Source organism: Vibrio sp. B172a (assembly GCF_030248355.1).
GTDB lineage: Bacteria > Pseudomonadota > Gammaproteobacteria > Enterobacterales > Vibrionaceae > Vibrio > Vibrio owensii.
This window is the reverse complement of record NZ_JAHGAC010000001.1, coordinates 380719-405893: the sequence shown is the minus strand read 5'-3', so window position 1 is coordinate 405893 and position 25175 is coordinate 380719. Positions and strand designations below refer to the sequence as shown.

Here is a 25175-nt window from a genome sequence, read left to right as displayed (position 1 = left end):
ATCCTCGTGATTCGATTAATGGGCGTTTGCCGTGTCTGTGAATCAAATACTAGACGCTTGCGCTGAGAGAAAAAATTGGCGATATTGAGTATCACTATTCCAAAAATGGGATAATAGAAATTCATACTCGCTAAAAGGAGTTCTGGGTGAAACGAGTGTTGGATGATTTGCAGGTATTTTGCACCGTGGTCGAAGAGGGCAGCTTAAAGCGCGCTTCTGAGCGGTTAGAAATTCCTCACAGTACGGTGAGTCGGCGTATCGAAGCGCTAGAAAACAACTTGGGTTTAGTGCTGCTTCATCGCACCACCCGTGAAGTCAAAGTGTCTACTCGAGGTGAAGAACTTTATCAAAACTGCTCGGCTCTGCTTGGGACTATTCGTCAGTCGATAGATTTTGCGGTGGATTCTGAAGTTGCTTTTAAGGGGAAGTTGAATGTGTCGATGCCCGTTCGTGCTGGCATTGATTTTCTTGGGGCGTGGCTTATCGATTTTGCAGCAGAGCACCCCGATCTTCAGCTTGATGTTTCTCTGTCGAACGACAATAAGCATCTGATTAAAGATGACATCGATTTAGCATTCCGAGTTGGTCCACTTGTTGATTCCTCTGCAATCGCATTGCATTTATGGGATATTCCATACGTCGTTTGTGCCCACCGTGATTACGTTGAAAACCATCAATTGAGTGAACTCACTCTTTCCATCGAACAGTTGGAATCACTGCCGGGAGTGATAACTCGTCCTGCAATGAACTGGATGTTTGTGAACAAGCAATTTGAAGAAGTCGCTGTATCGCCACAGCAAGGTTTGACGGTGGATGATCTTGGTTTGGCGTATCACGCGATTCAGTCGGGCAAATATATGGGTATGTTGCCAGCGTCGATGGTAAAGGATGCAAACATAGTGACGTTACAAATTGAAAACTTAGAGCCTCGTAAGCGTGTTATGTACGCGTACTATTTAGGACGCAGACACGCGCAGAGCCAGATAAAGCACATCGTCGATTACATTCGACAACGCTATCAAGAGAGCGAATAGCAAACACAAAAAAGCCGCGATCATCGCGGCTTTTTCATTTTGGGTTCCACGAAGTGGGGCATTACCACATCAGATCGTCTGGTACGACGAAATCTGCGTACGGGTCATCTTCTGCCGGGATGTCCGCTTCTGGTTCTTTCTGTTCGATGATGACAGATTCATCGCGTTGAGCAATCTTGTTTGCTACACCACGTGGGATGACAACGTAGCTTTCACCAACAATCGCGATTGCCAAGATGCCTTTGATCAGCTGTTCGCGGATCTCTGACTCAACGTACAGAGATTTCACAAGCGTGCCGTGTGTGAAGTTGTATTTGATGTCGCCATCTTTCAAATCAACCTTGTTCATTTCAATCAGTTGGTTGATTTGCGCTTTGATTTCTTTGTTCAAGCGCTCTGCGTTTTGTTGCTCGCTCAATTGCTTGTCACGCTCTAACTGCTGACGTTTGTTCTCTTCAACCGCCGCTTTTACTTCGCGAGCTTGAACGCGTGATTTTTTAGAGCCTTTTTTCGCTTTTTTCAGTTTTTTCTCGTTAACCAAGCCTGCTTTTAGCATCTGCTCTTGAAGGGTAAGTTTTGCCATGATCTATCCAGTTAGTGCGCAATTTTGTGCATTTTAACCAGTCATCCACCGCAAAGAAAGAGGGTTAAACACAAGGCGGGATATGACTCGGCGCTTTGTTGAGCAAAAAAACGAAAAATAAATCGAGAAAGTGTGCGTCTTATTGCAACTTCCAGCGTCTTAAGTACATTAGGCGAAAAATTTTGAAGCAAAACCATGAGTACCTCAGACAAACAAACCATCCCGCAACAAGTGATTGAAGAAGCTTGTGAGTGGGCAATCATGCACGGCGTGGCATTTCGCCAAGCAGATAATACCGCAAGACACTGTCCTTTTAGCTTTGCGCCAATGACGATAGAGCGTGATGTGTTCGCACATTTGAAGAGAGTGACGCCGCTAATCGCCAAGCTGATCAGTCATGTGTCTGAAGATTATGAATTCCTGCAAACCTCCTTAGCCGAGCTAGGCAAAGCCGATACTTTCTTTGAGCGTTTATTGGAACTGCATAAAGAGGTTCACCATGAAGCTGCGCGCCAACCGTTGTTGTTAATGCGAACCGACTTTATGGATGATCGTCAACACGGTGCGAAAGTCATCGAGTTTAATGGTATTGCGGCTGGGATGGCGCCTTTTGGTCAGCGTGCCACAGAGCTGCATCAATTCCTAAGCTCGCAGTGGGGCAGTGTTTACCAACAATGGTTAGAAGATAAAACGGCAACGCCAGCCGATAACCAAGGCATGCAGCAACTTGCGCTTGGCATTGCCACTGCCGCGAGAAAAGTCAAAGCGCATTTTAATGAAGAAGGCGCACCGACGTTTTTGATGGTGGTGCAGAAAAACGAAGACAATGTGTATGACCAACACTTACTCGAAGTGGAATTGCAGAAGCTTGGCGTTCGCACAGTAAGACGTACCTTTGAGCAGTTAAGTTCACAGCTATCGAGCGGTGACAATCAACGCCTTTTGCTAGATAACATCGGCGGTCTTGACGTTGTGTACTTGCGCGCTGGTTATCAATATATGGACTACTTCTCACCAGAGCTAAATGAACCAATCTGTTGCCACACCTTGAGCCAAACTCGTTTGTTCATGGAAAAGCACTACGTAGCGATGAATGCGACCATTAGTCAACAGTTGGCTACCAGTAAATCAATGCAAATGTTGTTAACCATGATGCCAGCAAGTGAGTATCAACGCTGGGGGCTCAATCTTGAAGAAGCCGAGTTGGTCAAAAGCGTTTTGGCAGAGATGAAGCCAATTAACACTGACACGATTAAATGGTTTGCTGCTTCTGGTAACAAAGACGAATGGGTTTTGAAAAACCAAGGTGAGGGCGGTGGTCACTGTATCTTTGGTGACGATATTGCGAAACAGCTGAGTCGACTGCCGCAAGAGCAATACAGCGCTTGGGCTTTGATGCAGCGTTTGTATCCGCATGAAAGAGAAACACCGACGATTGCGGTGCGTGATGCAAAGCAGAGCGTGGTGACAGACCTTGTGAGTGAAATTGGTTTATTCACGGCGCACTATCAAGGTGAACCTGTAACGCAATTGGATGGCTACGCGGGCTATTTGATTCGCAGTAAACCAGCCAGTGAAAACGAAGGTGGCATCCACAGCGGCAAGGGCATCTTAGATTCTTTAGTGCTGGTGGATTAAAAAGAAACGCTTCCTATGAGTAGTTGTTGGAGAACATTTCTCTCATGGCGTAGCGCTTACATGTCATCTGACCGTAGAGTATGACAATTCTAGCTACCTCGTATCTCAAAATTTACTAAAATACATCTGCTTCGTGCGCGTTTTACTCGTTGGATATAAAAAGCTTTTTAAGCAATGACTATTGTTGAATAGGTGTTTTAAGAATTATTTTTAATGACAGTGTTACTCATTGTAAATAAAACGATATGCTGTATCTCGGTGAGTTAATAAATAATTTTAATGTGTTTTTTGTCATTTCAGTCGCTGTATATTGTGAGGTTGATTGGGTTTATTTTTAATGGTGTCATTGTTTTTATTTGGTTTAGTTTAAATTTGTCGACGTTAGTCACAAAAGAAAAGGTAAGGAAATAAACTTAATTAATGATCCTTTACCATAACGCGATGACACTCATCATTTAATATTGTTGCTAGTAATGACCGATATATTGCTGTCTTTCCCGACGAATGTTTTCTTTGTACCTTTTGTTTTTCTTCTTCTTATTATGTGCATCGATCTCATCTTCAATGTGGTAGATGTAGCCGTTGCAGATATAGAATTATTCGAGTCAGGCAGTCTATTTAGCGGTGGGCTTTTATTACCACCTATATTATCCAAAGTACCCTTGGCGGTAGGTTTGTGTGTTAGTTTCTTTTTCGCCACTATTCTATCGTTTTACTCATCATCTCTTCTAAATCAACACCTTACCTCTGTTTTTTTGACGGTTGCGGATCTTGTCTCTATTCCAGTTAACTTCTACCTATCCTTGTATATCAGCGCGAAGCTATTAAGCCCTTTAGCGCCACTTTTTGATAAGAGTAAAGCTTTTGCAAAGGTGGACTTTATTGGAATGAAAGCAAAAGTTCATAGCAGTGAGGTGAACAGTCAACGTGGTGAAATTATTGTTCATCATAATGGCAGCGAATTTTTACTGGATGCGCGGATTTTGGAGTCTGATGCACCCATTGAATATGGGAACGATGTTGTGATCGTTTCTCTCAATAAACAAAAAAAATATTACATTATTAATCAGTAGCTAGAAAATTAAGGAGCAGCTATGCAGATTTCTCCAAGTCTGATATTCCTTGGGATTGGTATCGGGATTTTTTTGATTATTCTTATCTTTCTCACCACTCGATATAAAAAGGTTCGAGGTGAAGGCGACGCACTAATTGTCAATGGACTGCATGCCACGCGCGCTTCTCTAACTGGTACTTTTGTATGGCCAGTGATCAACAAATTTGAGTTTATGGATATTACTCGTAAGAAGATCTCTGTTGTTCGAAGTGGCCGCAAAGATCAAGAAGGCGAAGAATACGAAGGCCTTCATTGCCGAGACAACATTCGTGCGGACCTCAAAGTTGATTTCTACATCGGTGTGAATCACGAAGAAGAAGACATTGTTCGTGTTGCTAAACTTTTTACTGCCCATGATGCTTCTAACCTAGAGCGCCTAAAAGAGCACTTTCAGCCGAAGTTTTCTGAAGCTCTGAAAACGGCAGTAAAACAGTTTGAATTTGAGGAGTTGTTAACGAATCGCCGCGCTTTCCGTGATGCCGTTGTTGAAGTCATCGGTAGCGAAATGGATGGCTTTAAGATCTACGACGTTGTTATCGATAAAGTCGACCAAACCGCGCTGGACGCTCATAGCCCGGGTAACATTCTTGACGTAGAGGGTATCCGTAAGATCTCTGCCATCACAGCGCAAAAGAATACGGAAACCAACGCGATTCGTCAGGATGAACGCACAACGATCAAGAAGAAAAACGTTGAAGCTGAAGCAAACCGCTTACAGCTTGATAAGCAAGAAAAAGAGAGTATTGCCCGTACTCAGCGTGAAATCGATATTATCAAAGCGCAAGAAGAAGCCTTGGCCGCTGAAAAACGTGAAGAATATGAGCGAATCACTAAGCTAGCGGAGCTAGAAACTGAAGAAGAAGTGGCCAAGAAGCGTGAAAGTGTCGAGATGGAAGTCGAGATGACGCGTATCGCAAACCAACGCCAAGTGGCAATCCAACAAGAAGAATTGAACCGTTCGGTAGAGACTGAGCGAGTTCGTACTTCTACGGAAGTTGCTGAGCGAGAAATGCAGAAAGAGACGACGGTAGAAGAAGCGATGAAGTCTGTCGCGGAAACCCGCTCTCAACGTGTAGAAATCGAACGTAAGATTGCTCGCGAAGAAGAAGAGACGGAAAACCTGCGCGTTAATGAGCGTGTTAACCGTGAAAAACGCATCAAACTGACGGAAGCAGAAGCGGTTGCTGAATCTGCACAGATTGAACTGCTGGTTGCTGCTCGTGCAGAAAAAGATGCCGCTCGCGAACGTTCTGAACGTATTTTGATTGAGAACGAAGCTGAGCTGAAAGTGAAAACGCGTGATGCGGAAAACGAGCTAGCGGTGAAGACTCGTCAAGCCGAAGCGGAACAAGTAGTAACGACCAAGCGTGCAGAAGCTGAGTTTGTGGCGAAAGACCGTGAAGCGGCAGCAAAAGAGCGTATGGCACAAGCAGAGAAAGAGCTGATCAGTGCTACGGGTCTTGCTGAAGTGGAAGTTGAGCGCGAACGTGCACTTGCGATTAAAGAGACGGGTGAAGCAGAAGCTTACACCTTACAAAGTGCCGGTGAAGCGGAAGCGCAAGCTCTACGTGCGAAAGGCCTAGCAGAAGCAGAAGCGCAGACAGCTCGCTTCGAGGCGGCTCAGCAATACGATGATCACACTCGTGAACACGACAAGTGGGTGATGCAGTTGCAACAAGAGAAAGACCTTGAATTAGCGCGCATTGATGCTCAGAAAACCGTGGTTGGGGCGAACGCTCAAGCCTTGGGTGAGGCACTATCGAAAGCTGATATCCGTTTGTTTGGTGGTGAAGGAATGGAGCAAATCCGTCGCACTATCATGGATGCCGCTGTCGTCGATGCGAAGTTTAATGAATCAGAGGTTCTTAACCCACTGGTCTCAGATTATGTGAATGGCAACCGTAGCCTACCGCAAGACATCAAAGACGTGTTAGAGAGTACGGAACTGAAAAGCAGTGATTTGAGTAATGTCGCGCTCGCGAGTTTGCTGAATTCACAAGGTGGCGCTGCGGAGCTAATGAAGAAAATCCAAAGCTCCCTAGATACGACAACCAGCGATAAATCATAATTTCATTCTCTCTAAAAAATCCCGCTTCTTCGTTAGCGGGATTTATAGGTATTAGCATGTCAGATATGACTCAAAAAGCGGTGAGTGATGCTGGTGCATACGATGTTTTAAAGACGCGTTTGTTGCAGCAAGGCAGCCAGCTAAAGTCTCTCTCCCAATCCTTCAATCAGCAACGCCAAGAAACGTTTGGCGGTCAAGATTTTAAATTGATCGGCAAGGTCAATGTTCAAACCGATGCTAAGTGCATTCCAATCGATATGGCTCAGGTAAACCAGCATTTATTGTTCGGTTATCATGTGCAAGTTGGGATGAAAGCGACGCCTTCATTAGACGATGTGTTTGGGCTTTATCACCTCCACGAAAATGAAGGTACATTTCGTGTTGAGCCGCTTCCACTTGAATCCAGTTTTTTATCCGATTCCCGTTTTAGCCATGAATTGACGGAACTGTTTACTTACTACCGAGACGCAAAGCTTTCTCAAATCTCTCGTCAAGAAAGCACGCTTTATATCGCCTTCCAAATTGGCATGCGTCCAGAAGACAGAAAAGTCTTCCGTTTTCAGATCAACGCTCATTCTATCGAGTACATTGATTCTTTAGGTCAGAACGCCTTAACCAGTGTTCCTCAACATGATTTTGATTGGATCCCAACAACGCGAGATGACCACGTGCTTGGCGATCATCCGCATGTGTCTATTCAAGATAAGTTGTTTGTTGAATGTGTTGGCGGGGACTTAACCATCAAGGTGGAAGACAATACCAAAGATGGTAAAGGTATCTACAGAGAAGACGTTGAAGACCCACACCAAAGCGTGGCTGACGCACACATCGATTACGCGTTTGTCGGAGACTTAATTGCGCTACGAGTAAAGCCAAACCGAGAAAAGCACTCTCGATACTTCCTCTACAATTCAGTGACTCAGTCCGTCGTAAGGGCTGATGCTCTGGGGGCAAGTGCAAAAACGTTACCTGAAGATCATGGCGTGCTATACGCCAATGGCTACGTTCTATCAAATGGTGAAGACAAACAGTTCGCCTTTGACGCTGACCAGCTCAAGTTCTTCCAGCAGATCACGTCACCGAATGGTGAAGATATTCTTTATATCTTTTTCAACGCCGTTGAAGGTTATTACATCGCGTACACCTACAACTTGATTGAAAAGAAATTTGAAGCACCAATGGAGAGCCACGGTTACAGCTTATACCCAGATGGCCGCTGGTTAGTGTTTCAATTGTCTGAGAATGAAGAGGCGTCGACCATCCACCCGATGAGGATTTGGGATACGCCATTTTCTACCCCAGAGTACTATGCGAAAGTCAATGCGCAAACCCAAGGCAGCAGTCCACTGTTCAATCTTGGTAATACTGAGTTGGTTCGAGCGTTGTCTTCTGTTCTTTCGATTTGCCAATTAGCGCAGAGTGAAGAAGTAACTCAAGCGGCCTATGAAGTACTTATCAAGCAGTGTCGCTCGACCCTCGATCACTACACTTGGCTCAATCATGATTACGCTTGCGGAATAGGCAGTGCGATCAAAGAACTCATGGGGACTACCGATAAGATCATCGATGAGTTTGCCAAAGTTCAGCAGTTACAAAAACATGCTTCCAGCAGCCTTGATGAGCAAAAATCGGCAGTTTCCGAGCTCATTGGCAAAATCAAACTGGCCCCAAAAGAGCAAGCGAACACATTACTGAGTTTGCTTAGTGAAGTAAAAGGGCAAGTCGGTGTGACTATGTCGCTCCGTCAGCAACATTACATTGATGAAGTTCAAGTTGACCGTTTGCTTGAAGAATTACAGGCACAGCGCGAGTCACTTAACCTGCATTTGCTCACTCTTCTTCAAGACGAAAAAGCGTACGTCCCTTTCAAGAAGCAAATTCAAAAAATTGAATTACAGCTCGAAGAAGTAACTAAAACGGCGGAGATTCAGAAGCTTAATGAAGAAGTGGAAACGCTTCGTCATGAGCTCCAGATAGTGACGGAAGAAGTCACGGACATCGAAACAGAAGATCCGACACAAGCAACTCGAATCTTAGACCTCACCACAGAAGTAACGTCGCTGCTTAACACTGTTTCAGCCAAGCTAAGAGCAAAGTCTCAAGGCTTACAAAGTGAAGAAGCTCAAGCGGAATTCAGTGCTCAATTTAAGCTGCTCAGCCAGTCTGTGAGCAGTGCAATGGAGCAAGCGTTAACGCCAGACGATTGTGATACCCAGCTTGCTAAGCTCGTTGGGCAACTGGGTAAGTTAGAGTCACGCTTCGCGGATTTTGACCAGTTTTTAAGCGAGATTTATTCAAAGCGTGATGAGATCCAATCAACGTTGGATAACCACAAGCAACAGCTCATTGCAGGTCAACAACGTCGAGTACAAAACTTACTTCAAGCTGCCAACGTCACCATGAGCAGCATAGAAAAGCGGGTAGAACGATTCGATGATGTTGCAGGACTGAACAGCTACTTTGCCACCGACGCAATGGTTCTCAAGCTACAACAGTTGTCTCAGACTATTCGTGAGCTTGGCGACAGTGTCAAAGCAGACAGCGTTGACTCAAAATTGAAGTCGCTTCAAGACCAATCGCTACGCGCATTACGAGATAACCAAGACATCTTCGAGAAAGGTGGAACGGTTCTGCGCTTGGGCAAGCATAGGTTTAGTGTGAACCAGCAGCCACTTGACCTCAGTTTGGTCGATCAAAGTGGTGAGTTGGCGCTACACATCTCCGGTACGGATTTTTACCAAGCGGTAGAAGACAAAGCATTTCTCGACCTGCAAACCGTCTCTCGTTTAGACGTTGCCTCAGAGAGTGAGGACGTCTATCGAGCGGAGTATCTGGCGTACTTAATCTTGCATCAAGCGTCTATCAATCAAGATGGGCAGAGCCTAGGTAAGCTTTATGATGCTTTGAGAGAAGAGAAGTTGAACGAACTTGTTCAACGTTTTGCAGCACCACGTTATCGAGAAGGGTATGTCAAAGGTATCCACGATCATGATGCGGTCAACATTTTACGTAAAGTGCTGCCTGTTTATCAGCAAGCGGGGTTACTGCGTTACAGCCAAACTGCGCGCTCGAAGGCCATCTTGTGGCTATTAGAGCAAGATGCTGACCAAATAGATCATTATCAACAACAGGCGCAAAACGCGAAGTTATTGCGAGAGCATTTAAATGCATCGCAAGCGTATCAGGAGCTGCAAAAACAACTGGTTGATTCCCTAAATGATGATCAACATGAAGCCGCAGATTACCTTGCGCAGCTATTGAGTGAGCAAGATTGGCAAATCGAAGTGAGTCAGGATTCCCTTTCTCTCTGCGAAGATTATTTGCAATTTAGACGCAGTCTGGGCTGGCAACCTCAACCGCTCAGCTTTACCGAATCATTTAACGATCATCATCAGTGGTTAAGTGCGTACACGGCGAAAAAGCAATACGGTCAGGCATTCGTATGCGAAGCGGCGACGGTTGCTGTGGTGAATACCTTGTCAGAGAAAAGGCTAGCCAGTGTCGACTTTTCATTGGTGTGTCATGTCGAAGGGTTATTGGGAGAGCACACTCGAATTAGTAAAGGCAGTTTAGAGCTCGTATTGGATGACTTTATTCAAAGAAACGAACATCACCGAAGCTCGGTAGTTCCGAATTTTGAAGCTTATCTATCCCAGCGCACCCAGTTGTTGAGCTGCGCTAAAGAAGATTTCCGTCTTAGTGAGTTTAAACCTCGCCCATTAACGTCATTTGTGCGCAACAAGCTGATCAGTGAGAGCTACTTACCTCTTATTGGCGACAACTTTGCTAAGCAAATGGGCACGTTAGGCGATAAAAAACGTACTGACTTGATGGGGATGCTACTTCTTATCTCTCCGCCTGGTTATGGTAAAACGACGTTAATTGAGTATGTTGCACACAAATTAGGTTTGGTGTTCATGAAGATCAATGGCCCATCCATCGGTCATCAAGCGACATCTCTCGACCCCGCCGACGCCCCTGATCAAAATGCGGCGCGCGAAATTGAGAAAATTAACCTCGCTTTCGAGATGGGCAATAATGTGTTGCTGTACTTGGACGATATTCAACATACACATCCCGAATTCTTACAGAAATTCATCTCACTCTGTGATGGTACGCGCCGCATAGAAGGTACTTGGAAAGGGAAAACGAAAACCTACGACATGCGCGGCAAAAAGTTTGCTGTCGTGATGGCGGGTAACCCTTACACTGAGAGTGGCGAAGCGTTCCGAATCCCAGATATGTTGGCTAACCGCGCGGACATCTACAACCTCGGTGACATGCTGTCTGACCAGAAATCGATCTTCGATTTAAGCTTTATCGAAAACTCGCTCACCTCCAACAACGTGCTTGCGCCTTTAGCAACGCGAGACCTGAATGATTTGTATCGCTTTGTCAGAATGGCAGAGGGAGAAAGCATTGCGCTGAGTGAGATGAGCCATTCTTATTCTGCGATCGAATCTAGCGAGATCGTGACAACCTTGCAAAAACTGATCATGGCGCAGCAAATTGTCTTGAAGGTGAATCAGCAGTACATCAAGTCAGCCGCGACAGCGGATCAGTATCGTGTCGAACCTCCGTTCAAGCTGCAAGGCTCATATCGAAACATGAATAAACTGGCGGAGAAAATCTCGTCAGTGATGACTGACCAAGAGATGAACACGCTGCTTCAAGATCACTATCAGGGTGAAGCACAAACGCTGGCCGCGGGCACTGAGGAAAACCTACTCAAGCTTGCAGAGCTGCGTGGTGACATGACGGATGAACAGCAAGCACGTTGGTCTGAAATTAAAGAAGGGTATCAGCGTCAGCAAATGATGGGTGATTCGGAAGACCGAGCAGGGCAGGTTGTGCAGCAACTTGCTATGTTGAATCAACATGTTGCTCGATTTGGTCGTCATGATCAGGAGGGAAGTTAAATGAATCGACAGAAATGGTCTGCGTGGTTAGAGGCTTCGATACAAGATTACCGCCTAGATGATAGTGAGCGAAGAGAGCTCCAATCAGAGCTGCAGGACTCGGTATTAAGTCATGAAGACCGCGCCTACCTGCGTAATATGAGCTTTAAGCTCGTGCAGCAAGAAATCCAAAATCAAGGTGATGCAGCCGCTTTAGTTCGTTGGTTGGAGCGCGTGGTCAAGGTTTTAAACAATGTCATGAGTGAAAACTCGGCAGATACCGCGTCGAGCTGGTTTTCTCCGGGTAGAGCCTGTGCGTCCGGCATCATTGAACAGCTGAAGCTGGCTCGTCACTCTGTGGACATTTGTGTTTTCACTATCGCGGATAACGACTTAACCGATCAGATCCTCGCCGCGCATAAAAGAGGCGTGACGGTCCGAATCGTGACCGACAACGACAAAATGTACGATAAAGGCAGTGATGTTGAATACCTTGCGGCACAAGGCGTGGCGGTCAAAATTGATACGACTCGATACCACATGCACCATAAGTTCGCGATATTCGACCAACAGCGGTTGATCAATGGCAGTTTTAACTGGACACGCAGCGCTTCTAAATACAATCAGGAAGATATTACGCTTACCGACGACCGCAGGTTTGTTTCTGCGTTCTTAAGACAATTTGAAACGCTATGGCAGAAGTTTCCTTGCCATAAGCCGTCATAAATATAGGGAGATCCCATGACCGAATTGATGAATTCTGACCATCAGGTACTTGAGGTGGACGCTACTCCTCAAATCGTCGCACTCGCAGAGCAATTTGATGCGTTTGATAGTGTAGCGACGATCACTTTTGGTAAAGAGGCGCTGGAAAAAATCACGGCTTTCTCTGACGAAGTGTTAGAGCAAGTCCGTGTTCGCGACAGCGGTGAAGCGGGCGATATTTTGCATGCAATGGTATCGTCCATGGACAGTGCTGAATTCTCTAATTTAGGCAAAACTAGCTTGTTATCAAAACTTCCTCTGGTAGGTGAACTTTTTGATTCATTCAAAAAATTCTCGGCAAGTTTTGATTCAGTGAAAAGCCAATTGGAATTGCTTTCAGGACGTTTAGAAGCACAAGAGATGAAGCTAGCTCATGATATTAGCCAGCTCGATACGCTCTATGACCATAACTTAGAGTTGCTCGGCGGATTAGAGCAGTACATCGCCGCTGGTAAGTATAAGTTAAACCAGCTCACGCAAAATGTGCTACCAAGCTTACTGGCACAATCTGAGCAAAGTGGTGACGCGTTGGATGCTCAGAAATACCGTGATGCGACCCAAGCCGTTGCTCGTTTAGAAAAGCGCGTGCATAACCTTGAGCTCACTCGCCTTGCTGCTATCCAAACCGCACCTCAGATTCGATTGTCTCAAGAAGGCAATAAAATGCTGATGGAAGACATTCAAGATATCGTGAATAACACCTTTCCATTGTGGAAGCGCCAATTCTTGATCGCGATTTCTAATTATGAAAAAGAGAAAGCGTTGAAGGTAACGCGTGCGGTGAAGGATTACACCAATAAGCAATATGTGCAAAACGCAGAGAAACTGAAGGCGTTAGAAGAGCAAATAGCAGAAAATTACCAGCGTGGCATTCTCGACCTTGATTCTCTAGAGACCGTGAATCAACTGACGATAGAAACGTTGAACAATACGCTATCGCGAGTGAAGGAAGGCAGAGCGCAACGCGAGCAGGCTCAACAAGTGATTGAGCGAGCAGAGGCAGAACTTAAACAAGCGCTTGAGCAAACCTTGTAAGGAGAGCCATCGAGAAATCACTCCCTTACTCATTTTTTATCTACTTTTAACGAGTAATAGAAAATAGGGAGTGATTTTTTGGTAAAAGAGACAGCGTGGCTTTATCCCGAGCTCAAGCTAGACCACACAGCGGTGATTGCGCTTACATGTGACCAGAACCGTGGAACATGCCACCGAACATTCCGCCAAATATCATCCCTAAAATGCTGAAGATGATCCCCAGAATGATCATCGCAGGAATTGAAGCGATAGCGAACTTGACCATAAAGATCACCATCGACATAAATGGCATTTTAATATCAACAACCGTCACTTCTTGTTTTGAATTTTCATCAGACACGAGCGTTCTCCTAAATTTGCATTCTGAATATGCAGCCAGTTTATTACACCTAAACACAAGAAAACGTTGAACTACTTTGCGCTTTTCTCTTTATGGGATAACAACTGATTAATTTGGGAAATATGGCACGCTATGGATCGCTATCAGAAGCGGATAAAACCTTTTCAGAAGCGGGTAAAACCCTTCAACCAAGCGCCGGATAATCGGTATAGCCGTGTTCATTACCACCAAAAAGCGTAGAGCCATCCAGTTCAGCCAGAGGTTGTTGGTGCTGTAAGCGCGCCACCAAATCTGGGTTAGAAACAAACGGGCGTCCAAACGCGACTAAATCCGCATAACCTTTCTCAAGTACCTCGTCAGCTCGCTCTTGGGTGTAACTGCCAGCAACGATAATAGTATTGGTGAAGTATTCGCGCAGTTCGATGCGGAAGCTTTCTGGAATCACTGGTGCGTCGTCCCAGTCCGCTTCAGACAGGTGCAAGTACGCAATATCACGAGCTTGAAGTTGTTTCGATGCATCAAGGATGGTTGGCACTATGTCTGGGCAGTTCATGTCCTTGAAAGTGATAAATGGCGCGAGTCGTACTCCTACTTTGTTGGCACCAATGGCTTCGCTTACCGCATCGACCACTTCTAACAAAAAGCGAAGTCGGTTTTCGCGAGTTCCGCCGTAGTTATCAGTTCTGTGGTTTGAATTGGTGCGCAGGAACTGGTCAATCAGGTAGCCATTACCACCGTGGATTTCAACGCCATCGAAGCCAGTTTCAATCGCACGTTTCGCGGCATGGGCGAAATCACTCACTACACGGTCAATATCTGCTTGAGTCATGGCTCGCGGCTCTACACAATCGACCATGTTGCCATTGCCTTGTTCGTCGGCAATCCACACTTGGGTTTCTACAGGTTTTAGTGCTGATGGGGCAATAGGCTGTTCGCCTTTTTGGAATGTCGGGTGTGATACACGGCCAACATGCCATAACTGACAAAACATCGCTGCGCCTTGCTCTTTTGCTGCTTGAGTGACGGTTTTCCAGCCAGCCACTTGTTCATCTGTGTAGACACCTGGTGTGAACGAGTAACCCTGCGAATCGTCTGAAATCTGGGTGGCTTCAGAGATAATTAAGCCTGCGGTTGCGCGCTGCTTGTAGTAAGTCGCCATCATTTGGTTTGGAATGTTTCCCGGTTGGCTAGTGCGCGCTCGGGTCATTGGTGCCATGACTACGCGGTTTTGTAGATCCAGTTGTTTTAGCTGTGCTGGTTCAAATAGTTTGCTCATGATCGATTCCTTACTTGAGTAGTGGCACTTGGGTTTTGTTGCTTACCGATTCCATCCAATCTTTCACGGTGTTGTCCCATTGGATTTCTGTGGCACTGAAGAACCCGCGCAAAATAGAAAATAAGATCGCTTCGTCTACCAAAGTCACATGCTGGTAGGAATCGAGATTCAACACACTTTTCGCACGTTCGATGAGCGCTTCTACCTCTTTGGCAATGTTTGGTGTGTCTTGCAAAAGTGCATCAAAATTGAGTTCTTCAGTTTCCTTTTTCGCGCGCCAAGCGAGCTGTGCAGACTGAGTGGCAAACTCTGGTAAATCCATGTTTGACCAGCGTGGGTAACCCACTTTCTGTAGTGGAAGAAACGCAATTTTTTGCCAATCCAGCGCTTGTTGAGATGGTTGGCTTGTTTCACTTGATGTAGCCAGTTCAAGGAAGTAAGCAATGATATCTAGGCTTTCTGCCATCGCTTCACCGTTGTCTTTAATAAGAAGTGGTACTTGTTTGGTTCCAATCAGGTCTGTTGTGGTTTTGTCGTCGTCATAAGCAATATTGATGACGTCGAGTTGGATATTCAGCATGCCAGCAACATAGCGGACGCGAGCACTGAATGGGCAATGTTCGTAAATGTAGAGTTTCATAGTGTTTTCCTAGTCATTTAATTGGATAACCCCGCTTGTTCGGGAGGCGTTAAGTCAGGGCTACCAGTAGGGATGAAATTAGTTGTTGAAGCTTGGTGTTAGCTCAGTTTGTTTGCTTTCTTTGCGGTTCGCCTTGGCGATGAATAGCAGACCAATCAGTGGAACAATGATGGCTGCGTAAGGGATCATGCCAGCGCCCATTTGGCTATCGAGCACCATGCCGCCCAAGAAGCCGCCAAAGGCATTGGCTAAGTTGAACGCAGATATGTTTGCCGTCGCCGCTAGCTCTTGACCTTCACCACCGTGGTTCATTACTCGAAGTTGCATTGCTGGCACGTTAGCGAATGACGCAATACCAAATACAAAGGCGGTGGCAATAAACAGAACTTTGCTGTCGACAGTTAGGCCGACTAGTAACAGTGACACAATCATCGCGATAGCCCAGAACATGGACGCTTTTTGTAGGTTTTTATCCGATGAGCGACCACCCATGGTGTTGCCGACAATCAGACCGACACCAACGATAACCAAAATCCAAGTCACGGCACTTTCACCAAAGCCAGTGATGTGCATGGCGATAGGGGCGATGTAGCCATACAAAGTCATAAACCCCGACCAAGCAAATACGGTGATCGCAAGGCTGATAAGTAGCATTGGGTTTTTGAACGCAGCCAATTGCGCTTTGACATCTTTTGCTTCGCCATGACCGGTGGATTTGATCACTGAAGTGATAAAAAACAGAGCCACTAAACCGAAAGCTGCAACGGTCAAGAAAGTGGTGTGCCAGCCGAATTGCAAGCCAATCCAGGTACCGCCAGGCACACCTAAAACGTTAGCCAGCGTTAAGCCCGCGAACATCTGTCCGACCGCACGACCTGCCATTTTTTCTGAAACCAAATTGGTCGCTACCACGGCACCGATGCCGTAGAAAGGACCTTGAACTAAACCTGTGATCACTCGGCTGACCATCAATACAAAGTAGTTCGGCGCGAAAGCGGACAACACGTTGCCGAGAATAAACAGCACCATTAGCCCAGCCAGTACGGCTTTCTTGTTAAAGCGTGCTAAGTAAATCGTAAGTAGCGGACCGCCAAATACAATGGCAAGTGCGTAGGCACTGATTAGGTAACCGGCTTGTCCTTCCGTGATGGACAAAGAGTTGGCGACTTGAGGAAGGATTCCTGCAATAACAAATTCTGCGGTACCGATAGCAAAAGCTGCAAGTGTTAAGATCCATACCTGCAGCGGCATTTTTTCTTTATTCATGGGGGAGTCTCTTTTTTTAATTAGTTTTAACCCATTGGTGCCATGCTTTTTTCTTGCTCTGGCACCTTGTTTTTATTTGTTGTTATCCAAACGTGTGTTGTTAGCCAAGCAGTGCGCCACCATCGACATCAATCACGGCACCGGTCATATAGATGTTTTCAATCAGAAGTAGGTAAGCTTTTGCAACGTCACTGGCTTCGCCAACTTTGCCCACTGGTAAGCTATTTTGTGTGCGTTTGTACATGGCATTTCTGTCGTCTTCGTTCATGCCTTGATACGCCTCAGTTTTGGTCAAACCTGGGCTGACTGCATTCACTCTGATTGGAGCCAGTTCTTTCGCCAGTACTTTTGTGGTTGCTTCAATGGCAGCGTTAATCGCGGTTTTTACGTAGGTGTTAGCAACAACTTTGCGCGATAACATGCCGGACGTTAGCGTGATTGCTCCGCCTTTCTTGATGTAGCGTGCTCCATGTTTCGCTGCGTTGATGGCGCCCCAAAATTTGGTATCGAACGCGTATTTTGCTTGGGAAACTTCTACATCCACCACTTTGCCTGCTGGAGCATAAGAACCTGCTGTGACGATCAGGTGGTCAAAAGCACCAATGGTTTCGAAGTAGTGGTAAACCGACTGTTCATCGCTGATGTCTAACCCTGTCTTGCGGCTTGCTACGTGGACAACCGCATTGTCGCTCGTAAGTTGTTGGCTAAGTTCAGCGCCAATACCTGATGTGCCACCCAGTACGACATAAATGGTTTTTTCTGTTGTCATGATTTGTTTCTCCAATCTCGTTTCGATGGAGTCAGTATATTGATTGGAATAAATTTGATAATTGAGTAATATTTGAATTGATTATTCAGCTCAGATGAATAATGAAGTTTAAGGAGGGAATGTGGACAAGTTTTCGGATATGACGCTGTTTGTCAGCATAGTGAAGAACCAAGGGTTGGCGGCGGCTGGTAGAGAGCTCGGCTTATCGCCAGCAACAGTAACGGCAAGATTGCAGTCGCTGGAAGATCGCTATGGGGTGAAATTACTTAATCGCAGTACAAGGCATATCTCACTGACGGACTCTGGCGCTATGTACCATCAGGCATGCTTGGAAATCATCGACAGCGTCAAAGAGACGGAGAACTTACTCCAAACTGGCACCAAAGAAGTGCGCGGCACACTTAAAATCTCGGCTCCTCGTGATATTGGTAAGCAATACATTTCGCCAATACTGTCGGAATTTAGTCAGCTCTATCCCGATGTGATCCCTTATCTGTATTTGAACGATAACTTATCCAACTTAGCTGAGTCCGGTTTGGACATCGTTATCCGATATGGGGAGCTAGCCGACAGCAACCTTATCTCTCGCAAACTGGCGTCCAGTCGCCGAGTGCTTTGTGCTTCTCCTCAGTATTTGGCAAAGAAAGGCACGCCGATCACGCCACAAGATTTAGCACATCACGATTGTTTAGCCATGGTTCGCAGCAATGAAGAGTTGAAAACATGGCACTTTCAAGATGAAGAGCAGCACAATGTTGTTACTGTCGTACCGAAGCGTTTTTCTGATGATGGCGAAGTGATTCGTCAGTGGGCGTTAGATGGCGCGGGTATTGCGTTGAAATCGATTCTCGATGTACAAGAGGACATCAAACAGCAGCGTTTAGTGACGGTATTAAATGGCTATATGAAGAACTTCAACGCATCGACCTCTTCTGCAGGCGCGGATTTGAACGTGATTTACCTGAGCCGCCAGTATCAACCCAAGCGACTTCGTTTGTTTTTGGACTTCTTGATTGAGCGTTTTCATAGCCAGTTTCCGGAATAAGCAAGACTTAGACGGCAACCCGCAGTTGAGGCCATGTGATTAGCCAGTTTTTGGATTCTACCCGAGATTGAAACAGCGTTAATGTTCGCTTGGGATTGTAAGTAATCCGACCTTCAAACAAAGACTCAAATCCGAACGCGGAAATGCACTCTATGTGGTTCTTTTCGTTCAATCTGACCGCGACCGCTGTCTCTTTTTCTGGCCAGTAACTCATCGCATCCAAGGTACTTTGGTAAGGTGTATCACCATTCCTTAGGTGCATGTTTGCTTGATTGCGAACTTGCCAATTTAGCTCTGGCATTAAGGCGTTTAGTTGAGCTTCGTATTTGAGGTAGGTTTGTTCGTCCAACTCATTCGGATCGAAATAAACAACATCAAGATCGTTTAATGGTGTTGGATTTTGCTTTAGATGAAGGTGATCCCAAACTAGGTTTCGCACAAAGCCCGCAGCAATGTAGCAATCCGGTAAAGCCAGTGTTCGAACACACTCCAAGGCTTGAATGCGAAGTGGCTCTTCTGCCAACAACTGGGCAAGTTTTTCTTCAAGCATCGGTATTACTTCGCTGGTGGCAGTTCAATGCCCAATTCATCGCGTTTTCGCTTACTCAAGCCAAGTGTAACTAATCGATAAGATTCTGATAAATAGTACTTTAGCTCTTCGTCTAGGCGTCCGGAGGTTTCCGTTTGCTGAATCCACTTCATACCACGGTTTGCGAAATAAGGGGCAGGAATATAGCCCTCATAATCACTTAAAAAATCGAAGTTTAAAGGGGAAGTCTTAAACGTAAATGCAGGCTGCTTGTCTTTACTCCAACCACCAATCGCAAATACCTTTCCACCGACTTTCCAAACGTGTGCATCACCCCATTGAACTACATGGGAAGTGGCGGCGAATGAGCCGCAGAATTGATTAAATTCATCGTATGTCATGGTCAACCTTAACTTATGAGAATCATGGTGTTGGCTAGGTTAGCACAGGTTGATTGGTCTTGATGTATCACGATTCATTGTAAAGCTTTAAAGGTCGGATTCTGTCTGAACTTTTTGCTTTAACTCAGGTAGAGTGAAATTTAAATAATTTTAAATTATAGGTAATTTGAGTAATGTGAACTTTTCTCCTCGTAGGATTGGACTCCTATATCCTTTCTTACGTGATTGCTGAGGTCGTTAATGTAATACTTCTCAATATTGGTTTTTTTAATTAAATTTAATTTATTCAATAGTATAGATGCTATTTTTCGAGTTTTTAACAATGTGTTCTTCAATTGAATTTCCTTGTTCGACCATTTAATGTCAGTATTATCGAACCAACAAAGATCCATTACGAACAACGATTTATTACAAGTATTATAAGTAGAGATTATGGACAATCGACTTCGCTTTCTTTCAGCGCTTCATTACTTTGAATCTGCAGCTCGACTAAAAAGCTACAGTAAAGCGGCTGAGGAACTTTGCATCACTCAGGCAGCGATAAGCCAAAAGTTGAGGCAGTTAGAACAACGTTTGAGTTGCAAGCTGTTCATTCGACGTGGACGTGAAATGCATCTGACGGATAAAGGGCAAATTCTTCATCGACACGTTAATGATGGTTTCAAAAACATCATTACAGGCCTAAATCGAATTCAAAATGAACCGCTAGAAGGCGTGTTGAATGTTAGTGCTCCGCGTTCTTTTTCGACTCGTTGGCTAATGCCAAGGCTATGGAAATTTACAATGGAGTACCCGCATATTCCTATCAGAATGCAAAACCTCCACACCATGGATATCAGACACACTGAGACCGATGTACTAATTTGGCAAGGCGATGGAGATGCAACCGATTTAGGGTTGGAGCAAAAGACGTTATTTGAAGAAGAAATCTATCCTTACTGTTCTCCACAACTTGCTGAATCAATTAAGTTTACCCACCCTGAGCAGTTACAACGTTGTTGGCTGATTGACTTTCACTCAGAGGCATTCAATTGGGAGCAGTGGTTTAAAGCTGCCAACGTTGATACTCAAAAAGACAGACTTCAGTGGATGGAGGTTGGCACCTTTGATATGGGAATCAATGCTGTGGTAGCTGGTCACGGGGCGTGCTTAGCAACAGATAGTGTTTGTGCCGACTTTATTGAAAGAGGGATGCTAGTGAAACCTTTTGATATTGGTTTAAAGCCAGGTGTTCGTTACTCGGTAATTGATGACCCTTCGTCTTCGCGCTCTTTGCGTATCAGTGCTTTTAAAGCTTGGTTAATGAAAGAGCTTTCTTTTAAGTAACTTGCTAGTTTTAAGTTTATTTTCATTGGGAATGATAAGGTCAAACGACGGGCTGTTTGAGATAACCCAACATGCCTTTGGGTGCTAGTTATTTGATTAACTGAGCTGGCTTGTTACTTTAATGACTTGTTCTTTAAAGACGTCTTTGACTTTTTGATTGCTGCTCTTAGCTACGGATACCCACTGTAAGCCAGTTCCATCAACATGTTGGAATTCAATTTGTAGCTCGTATTTTTTTGTTGAATTGAGGGCAGCAATTATGCCCACAACGAAGGCAAAAGGGGCGGTAAAAACGCCAAGTGATTCAGGGCAAACCATCCAAACGACGCTTGAGACTATTGTTCCGATGCAAAGGATACGTAAGGCATGGTCTTTAAATGTGTTCGTTTTTACACGTATTCCTTTTATCTTTTCCAAAAGATAATGATCTTGTTTAAAGGAAAACAGGGATTGCTTAATTTGAAAATCTTGTGCAGAAATCATTGACAACACCTCTCATCAGTTAAATGCATACATATGAATATCACTTCTAAAGTCTGATAATCAATTGTCTTGTGAATAATATAGAGGTGAAAGTCACAGGTTTTTATGATTTGAGGAAAGAAAGCGAAAAAGGTCGCGGTTTTCTCTAGATGGCAGATAAAACAAAGCCGCTGAGATTGTCAGCGGCTTTGTCGTTTTAATTCGGTATCAAATTACTTAGCTACTTGCGGACGTGGCTTGCGACGTTGTCCTGATGGCTTACCGTTTGATGATTTTGCGCCTGCAGGTTTGCCGCTGTTAGGCTTGCGGTTACCTGATGGTTTGCCACCGTCACCGTTTTTATTTGCGCCCGGTTTGTTTGCACCAGACTGGTTGTTATTCGGTTTGTTACCGCTTGGCTTGCCGTTTGAGCGAGCTTGGCCGTCACGGTTGCCTTTTGGCTTGCCAGCGCCGCCTTTGCCAGATTTGTTTTCGCCTTTACGGTTTTTGTTGTCGCTGTTGAAACGACGCTTTGGTTTGTTGTTACCGCCGCTGTTTTTCTTCTCAGCAGTTTGACCGTTTTCACCTTCTGCCTTTGGCTTCTTAGGCTTTTTCGGTTTCTTTGGCTTGATAGGGCGCGTATCTAGCTTCGACTCTGGCAATACGTTAGTTGGTGCATAGCCTTCTAGCTCTTTACGAGGCAGCAGTTGTTGAATCAAACGTTCAATCGCAAACAGTTCTGATGCTTCAAGTGCACACACTAGAGAAATCGCTTTACCCACTTCACCAGCACGACCAGTACGGCCGATACGGTGAACGTAGTCTTCTGCCACTTTAGGTAGCTCGAAGTTAACCACTTGAGGGAGCTGAGGAATATCGATACCGCGTGCAGCAATGTCTGTTGCAACTAATACACGAACTTCGCCAGATTTAAAGTCAGCCAGTGCTTTAGTACGTGCGCCTTGGCTTTTGTTACCGTGAATCGCAGCAGCTGTAATCTTTTGGTCGATTAAGAACTTCGCTAAGCGGTTTGCGCCATGCTTGGTTTTGGTAAATACCAATACTTGTTTCCAATCACCGTCTTTGATCAGCTTCACCAGCATTGGCGCTTTCTTCTTCACGTCTGCTGGGTAGATGCATTGTTCTACAGTGCGTGCTGTTGAGTTTGCAGGGTTTACTGAAATCTCAACAGGGTTGTTTACCAAACCTTTTGCAAGATCGCGGATTTCATCAGAGAAAGTCGCAGAAAACAGAAGGTTCTGACGTTGCTTTGGCAGTAAATCAAGAATCTTGCGAATGTCGCGAATGAAGCCCATGTCTAGCATGCGGTCCGCTTCGTCCAGAACCAGCATTTCTAGTTGGTCGAACTTCACTGCGTTTTGGTTGTATAGGTCCAATAGACGACCTGGTGTTGCAACCAATACGTCCGCACCTTTACGTAGGCGAAGCATTTGCGGGTTGATCTTCACACCACCAAATACCACTGCACTCGTTAGAGGTAGGTGGCGGCTGTACATGAACACGTTTTCTTGCACCTGAGCCGCAAGCTCACGAGTTGGCGTTAGCACCAATGCGCGGACTTGATTGCTGCGTACACGTGGACCGTTCGACAGACGTTCAAGAATCGGAAGCGTAAAGCCTGCCGTTTTACCTGTACCAGTCTGTGCTGCTGCCATCACGTCTTTCCCTTCCAAAACAGCTGGAATTGCTTGTGCCTGAATTGGCGAAGGGGTGTCGTAGCCTTTTTCCTGAATAGCTTTAAGGATTGGAGCAGATAGACCTAACGAGGTAAAACCCATATGTATGATTCTCAATTGTCGAGTTAGATAACAAGGCGTCGAATTTATGTACGACGCGAAAAGTGCGACATTCTGAGGCTTTTAAGCGTTAGCTTCAACTATTTCTGTCATGGATAATTATTTGAAGCAGATCTCATTTCTCACGATAGCGTTAAAATGTAGTCTTTACCTCAAGTTAGCTTGAGGTTTTAGGGTGTTTAACAAGCAAAAGGAAAACTAAAACGATAACCCAAATTAACAAGGAACAACGTTATGAAAAGCTATGTTGAACACGCCAATATCTCCGTTGTAAATGCGCGCAAAACCATTGAATTTTTAACGACTGCTATTCCAGAGTGGACAATCCGTGGTAGCGGTAAGCTTGATGACTGGTTTGGACGTCCTATCGAATGGTTTCATGTCGGAGATGAGCATTCTTACATTGCGATCTCCGATGGTGGAGATGGCGATGCTGGGCATTGGACGACCCATTTTACTGGCATGAAGCACCTCGGCATCGTCGTTCCAGATGTTGATGCGCTTGTCGCTCGATTAAAAGAAGTGGGTTATGAGCTTGACCACTGGGGCGCGGAACACCCATTTCGTAAAAACGTCTATTACTTGGAAGATCATGGGATGCAGTTTGAGTTTGTCGAGTATCTGTCAGACAAAGACAGCGAACGAAATGATTACACTCAGTAGTGTTTATTGAATCAAGGATGGCGCAAGGCATAGAGCGTATACCTTGCTCTTAAGAGTGAGGTTAGTGCTTGGCGTGATCCAAAAATGCTTGAGTTAGCAGTTGGAACAGCGCGTCAGTATCTGGCCTTTCTTCTATGTGATTGAATAGGGGAGTGTGCACATCGCCGCGAATATCATCGTTATGTCCGCAGAGGCGATTACATAACTGCACAGGTTCAACGATCTTTTCTACGTCCGCATTAATAAGAATGCAGGCCTGAGAGAGCACCACTTGCCCGCCGCCTTTCTTCAGTAAGACTCGCTGTGCGGTTCCCACCACTTTTTGTCCATTGATGTTTAGGTTGTAGTCCCCGTCACAGTAGGAGTTTGGTGTTGCATGCACATCAACCTTCACACCGAGTTGTTCAAAGAAAACCTCTAGGACAGAACATAAGTCTAGATACGCTTTTTTGATATCGTATGGCTGACCTTCTGGCCAATGATAGATGTGGGATAGATTAATGATTCCAGGAACTTGAGGTACGGGGGCGCCGCCAGTTTTTCTAGAGAATAGCTTCCAGTTAGTGTCTTCAAGGCCTTGTTCAAGCTCGTCTGAAATAGGCCACTTCTTTCCTGCAGGAAGGACGAGCGTTGGGCTTTTCACTTGCCACAACAATAAGACTTGAGAGAGTTGATCCGTCTGCACGAGTTTGATCAGCTCATCTTCTTTACTGAAAACATCTGCGACTTCAGTGGATTGATAGCGGATCAGTTTATTTTTGGAAGCCAAATTCAGTTCCTCTTCATCATCTACCCTTCAGTTTTACTCCAATTTCGTCACAAAATCCAATCACAACTCTGTTTTTATTTGAAAGTAAATGTTCATTAAAAACATTAAGTTAAAACCTTAATACGCAAATATCTAGTCAGTTTCATAATTTGTTTTTAATGCAAATGTTGCGTGCGCAATGATTGTTGTGTAATCTTTGTTTTGTACCGCTACTCACATCAAATCAAAAAAGAGAATATCGCTATGAAAAAGTCACTCAGCCTAGCTCATCGACTCAGCTCTATCAGTGCATACCTACTGATCATGAGCTTTTTTATTAGCACCGTGTTGGTTGAATTATTTGGTGAGCACCAAGCTATCTTGTTCGTCAAAACCTATATTTCTTATGCTATTTGGGCGGTAGTACCTTTAATGGCGGCAGCTGGTATTACGGGGTCTAAGATGGCTCCGAATGTAAAGAAAGGCCCATTGGCTGCAAAGAAAAAGCGTATGCCTTTCATTGCGTTGAACGGCATCTTGATTCTTGTTCCATCAGCCATTTACCTTCATCACTTAGCGGAACTTGGGCGCTTTGAGACCACTTTTTATGTGGTTCAAATCGTGGAGCTACTTGCTGGCTTCACCAATTTGACTTTGATGACGTTGAATATTCGAGATGCAAGAGCATTAAAACGACCAACAAAAGCACCTAAACAGGCTGTTATGTAAAGCATAAAAATAATTTGTTGGTCATCGTC

General features: G+C 45.1%; 22 protein-coding genes. 11 read left to right on the top strand and 11 right to left on the bottom strand.

Annotated features, from left to right (window positions below; all coding sequences use genetic code 11):
- Window positions 1–146: 146 nt before the first annotated feature.
- On the top strand, window positions 147–1034 hold the full coding sequence (locus tag KIT90_RS01720) for a LysR family transcriptional regulator (protein WP_038895618.1): 888 nt from the start codon (window positions 147–149) through the stop codon (window positions 1032–1034).
- 61 nt (window positions 1035–1095) lie between these two features.
- Here KIT90_RS01720 and KIT90_RS01715 read toward each other — a convergent pair whose 3' ends face one another.
- Window positions 1096–1617, bottom strand: a complete 522-nt coding sequence (locus tag KIT90_RS01715; protein ID WP_005439241.1) for a DUF2058 domain-containing protein — start codon at window positions 1615–1617, stop codon at window positions 1096–1098.
- A 195-nt stretch (window positions 1618–1812) separates the two neighbouring features.
- Here KIT90_RS01715 and KIT90_RS01710 point away from each other — a divergent pair, with 195 nt between their 5' ends.
- From KIT90_RS01710 to KIT90_RS01685, 6 genes are all read left to right on the top strand, one after another.
- The gene (locus KIT90_RS01710) at window positions 1813–3255 is read left to right on the top strand and encodes a glutathione synthase (protein WP_285374731.1); all 1443 of its coding nucleotides are present in this window, start codon (window positions 1813–1815) and stop codon (window positions 3253–3255) included.
- Between the two features lie 473 nt (window positions 3256–3728).
- Window positions 3729–4328 (top strand): DUF1449 domain-containing protein, encoded by a 600-nt coding sequence (locus KIT90_RS01705; protein WP_285374729.1) that lies wholly within the window; start codon window positions 3729–3731, stop codon window positions 4326–4328.
- A 21-nt stretch (window positions 4329–4349) separates the two neighbouring features.
- A complete protein-coding gene (locus KIT90_RS01700) occupies window positions 4350–6437 on the top strand; it encodes a peptidase (protein WP_005532324.1) in 2088 nt (695 codons plus the stop codon).
- A 56-nt stretch (window positions 6438–6493) separates the two neighbouring features.
- A complete protein-coding gene (locus tag KIT90_RS01695) occupies window positions 6494–11356 on the top strand; it encodes a DNA repair ATPase (RefSeq protein WP_285374727.1) in 4863 nt (1620 codons plus the stop codon).
- Window positions 11357–12061, top strand: a complete 705-nt coding sequence (locus KIT90_RS01690; RefSeq protein WP_285374724.1) for a phospholipase D-like domain-containing protein — start codon at window positions 11357–11359, stop codon at window positions 12059–12061. It abuts the gene before it with no gap.
- Window positions 12062–12076: 15 nt separating this feature from the next.
- On the top strand, window positions 12077–13135 hold the full coding sequence (locus KIT90_RS01685) for a toxic anion resistance protein (RefSeq protein WP_285374722.1): 1059 nt from the start codon (window positions 12077–12079) through the stop codon (window positions 13133–13135).
- Window positions 13136–13277: 142 nt separating this feature from the next.
- Here KIT90_RS01685 and KIT90_RS01680 read toward each other — a convergent pair whose 3' ends face one another.
- The 5 genes from KIT90_RS01680 to KIT90_RS01660 all read right to left on the bottom strand — a co-directional run bounded on the left by KIT90_RS01680 (window position 13278) and on the right by KIT90_RS01660 (window position 17426).
- Complete coding sequence (locus KIT90_RS01680; RefSeq protein WP_005429656.1) at window positions 13278–13475, bottom strand: hypothetical protein; 198 nt, start codon at window positions 13473–13475, stop codon at window positions 13278–13280.
- A gap of 184 nt (window positions 13476–13659) precedes the next feature.
- A complete protein-coding gene (locus KIT90_RS01675; protein ID WP_285374719.1) occupies window positions 13660–14751 on the bottom strand; it encodes an alkene reductase in 1092 nt (363 codons plus the stop codon).
- Window positions 14752–14761: 10 nt separating this feature from the next.
- The gene (locus KIT90_RS01670) at window positions 14762–15391 is read right to left on the bottom strand and encodes a GrxB family glutaredoxin (RefSeq protein WP_285374716.1); all 630 of its coding nucleotides are present in this window, start codon (window positions 15389–15391) and stop codon (window positions 14762–14764) included.
- 78 nt (window positions 15392–15469) lie between these two features.
- Window positions 15470–16657 (bottom strand): MFS transporter, encoded by a 1188-nt coding sequence (locus tag KIT90_RS01665; RefSeq protein WP_285374714.1) that lies wholly within the window; start codon window positions 16655–16657, stop codon window positions 15470–15472.
- A gap of 100 nt (window positions 16658–16757) precedes the next feature.
- On the bottom strand, window positions 16758–17426 hold the full coding sequence (locus KIT90_RS01660; protein ID WP_285374710.1) for an SDR family oxidoreductase: 669 nt from the start codon (window positions 17424–17426) through the stop codon (window positions 16758–16760).
- A gap of 121 nt (window positions 17427–17547) precedes the next feature.
- On the opposite strand from KIT90_RS01660, the gene KIT90_RS01655 reads away from it, so the two are divergent.
- A complete protein-coding gene (locus KIT90_RS01655) occupies window positions 17548–18471 on the top strand; it encodes a LysR family transcriptional regulator (RefSeq protein WP_009697185.1) in 924 nt (307 codons plus the stop codon).
- A 7-nt stretch (window positions 18472–18478) separates the two neighbouring features.
- Here KIT90_RS01655 and KIT90_RS01650 read toward each other — a convergent pair whose 3' ends face one another.
- Window positions 18479–19021, bottom strand: a complete 543-nt coding sequence (locus KIT90_RS01650; RefSeq protein WP_285374707.1) for a nucleotidyltransferase family protein — start codon at window positions 19019–19021, stop codon at window positions 18479–18481.
- Between the two features lie 5 nt (window positions 19022–19026).
- Complete coding sequence (locus tag KIT90_RS01645; protein WP_285374704.1) at window positions 19027–19401, bottom strand: MmcQ/YjbR family DNA-binding protein; 375 nt, start codon at window positions 19399–19401, stop codon at window positions 19027–19029.
- Window positions 19402–19833: 432 nt separating this feature from the next.
- Here KIT90_RS01645 and KIT90_RS01640 point away from each other — a divergent pair, with 432 nt between their 5' ends.
- A complete protein-coding gene (locus KIT90_RS01640) occupies window positions 19834–20727 on the top strand; it encodes a LysR substrate-binding domain-containing protein (RefSeq protein ID WP_045418627.1) in 894 nt (297 codons plus the stop codon).
- Window positions 20728–20823: 96 nt separating this feature from the next.
- Here the strand turns inward: KIT90_RS01640 and KIT90_RS01635 are convergent, their stop codons facing one another.
- Both KIT90_RS01635 and KIT90_RS01630 read right to left on the bottom strand, forming a co-directional pair.
- Complete coding sequence (locus KIT90_RS01635) at window positions 20824–21210, bottom strand: hypothetical protein (RefSeq protein WP_285374701.1); 387 nt, start codon at window positions 21208–21210, stop codon at window positions 20824–20826.
- A 212-nt stretch (window positions 21211–21422) separates the two neighbouring features.
- On the bottom strand, window positions 21423–22988 hold the full coding sequence (locus KIT90_RS01630) for a DEAD/DEAH box helicase (protein WP_285374698.1): 1566 nt from the start codon (window positions 22986–22988) through the stop codon (window positions 21423–21425).
- 252 nt (window positions 22989–23240) lie between these two features.
- Between KIT90_RS01630 and KIT90_RS01625 the strand changes: the two genes are divergently transcribed.
- Window positions 23241–23669 carry a VOC family protein gene (locus KIT90_RS01625; protein WP_038895605.1) on the top strand — a complete coding sequence of 143 codons (429 nt, stop codon included), beginning with the start codon at window positions 23241–23243 and terminating at the stop codon, window positions 23667–23669.
- A 61-nt stretch (window positions 23670–23730) separates the two neighbouring features.
- Here KIT90_RS01625 and KIT90_RS01620 read toward each other — a convergent pair whose 3' ends face one another.
- A complete protein-coding gene (locus tag KIT90_RS01620; RefSeq protein ID WP_285374695.1) occupies window positions 23731–24438 on the bottom strand; it encodes a lipoate--protein ligase in 708 nt (235 codons plus the stop codon).
- Between the two features lie 243 nt (window positions 24439–24681).
- Here KIT90_RS01620 and KIT90_RS01615 point away from each other — a divergent pair, with 243 nt between their 5' ends.
- Window positions 24682–25146 (top strand): hypothetical protein, encoded by a 465-nt coding sequence (locus KIT90_RS01615; protein ID WP_285374692.1) that lies wholly within the window; start codon window positions 24682–24684, stop codon window positions 25144–25146.
- Window positions 25147–25175: the final 29 nt, after the last annotated feature.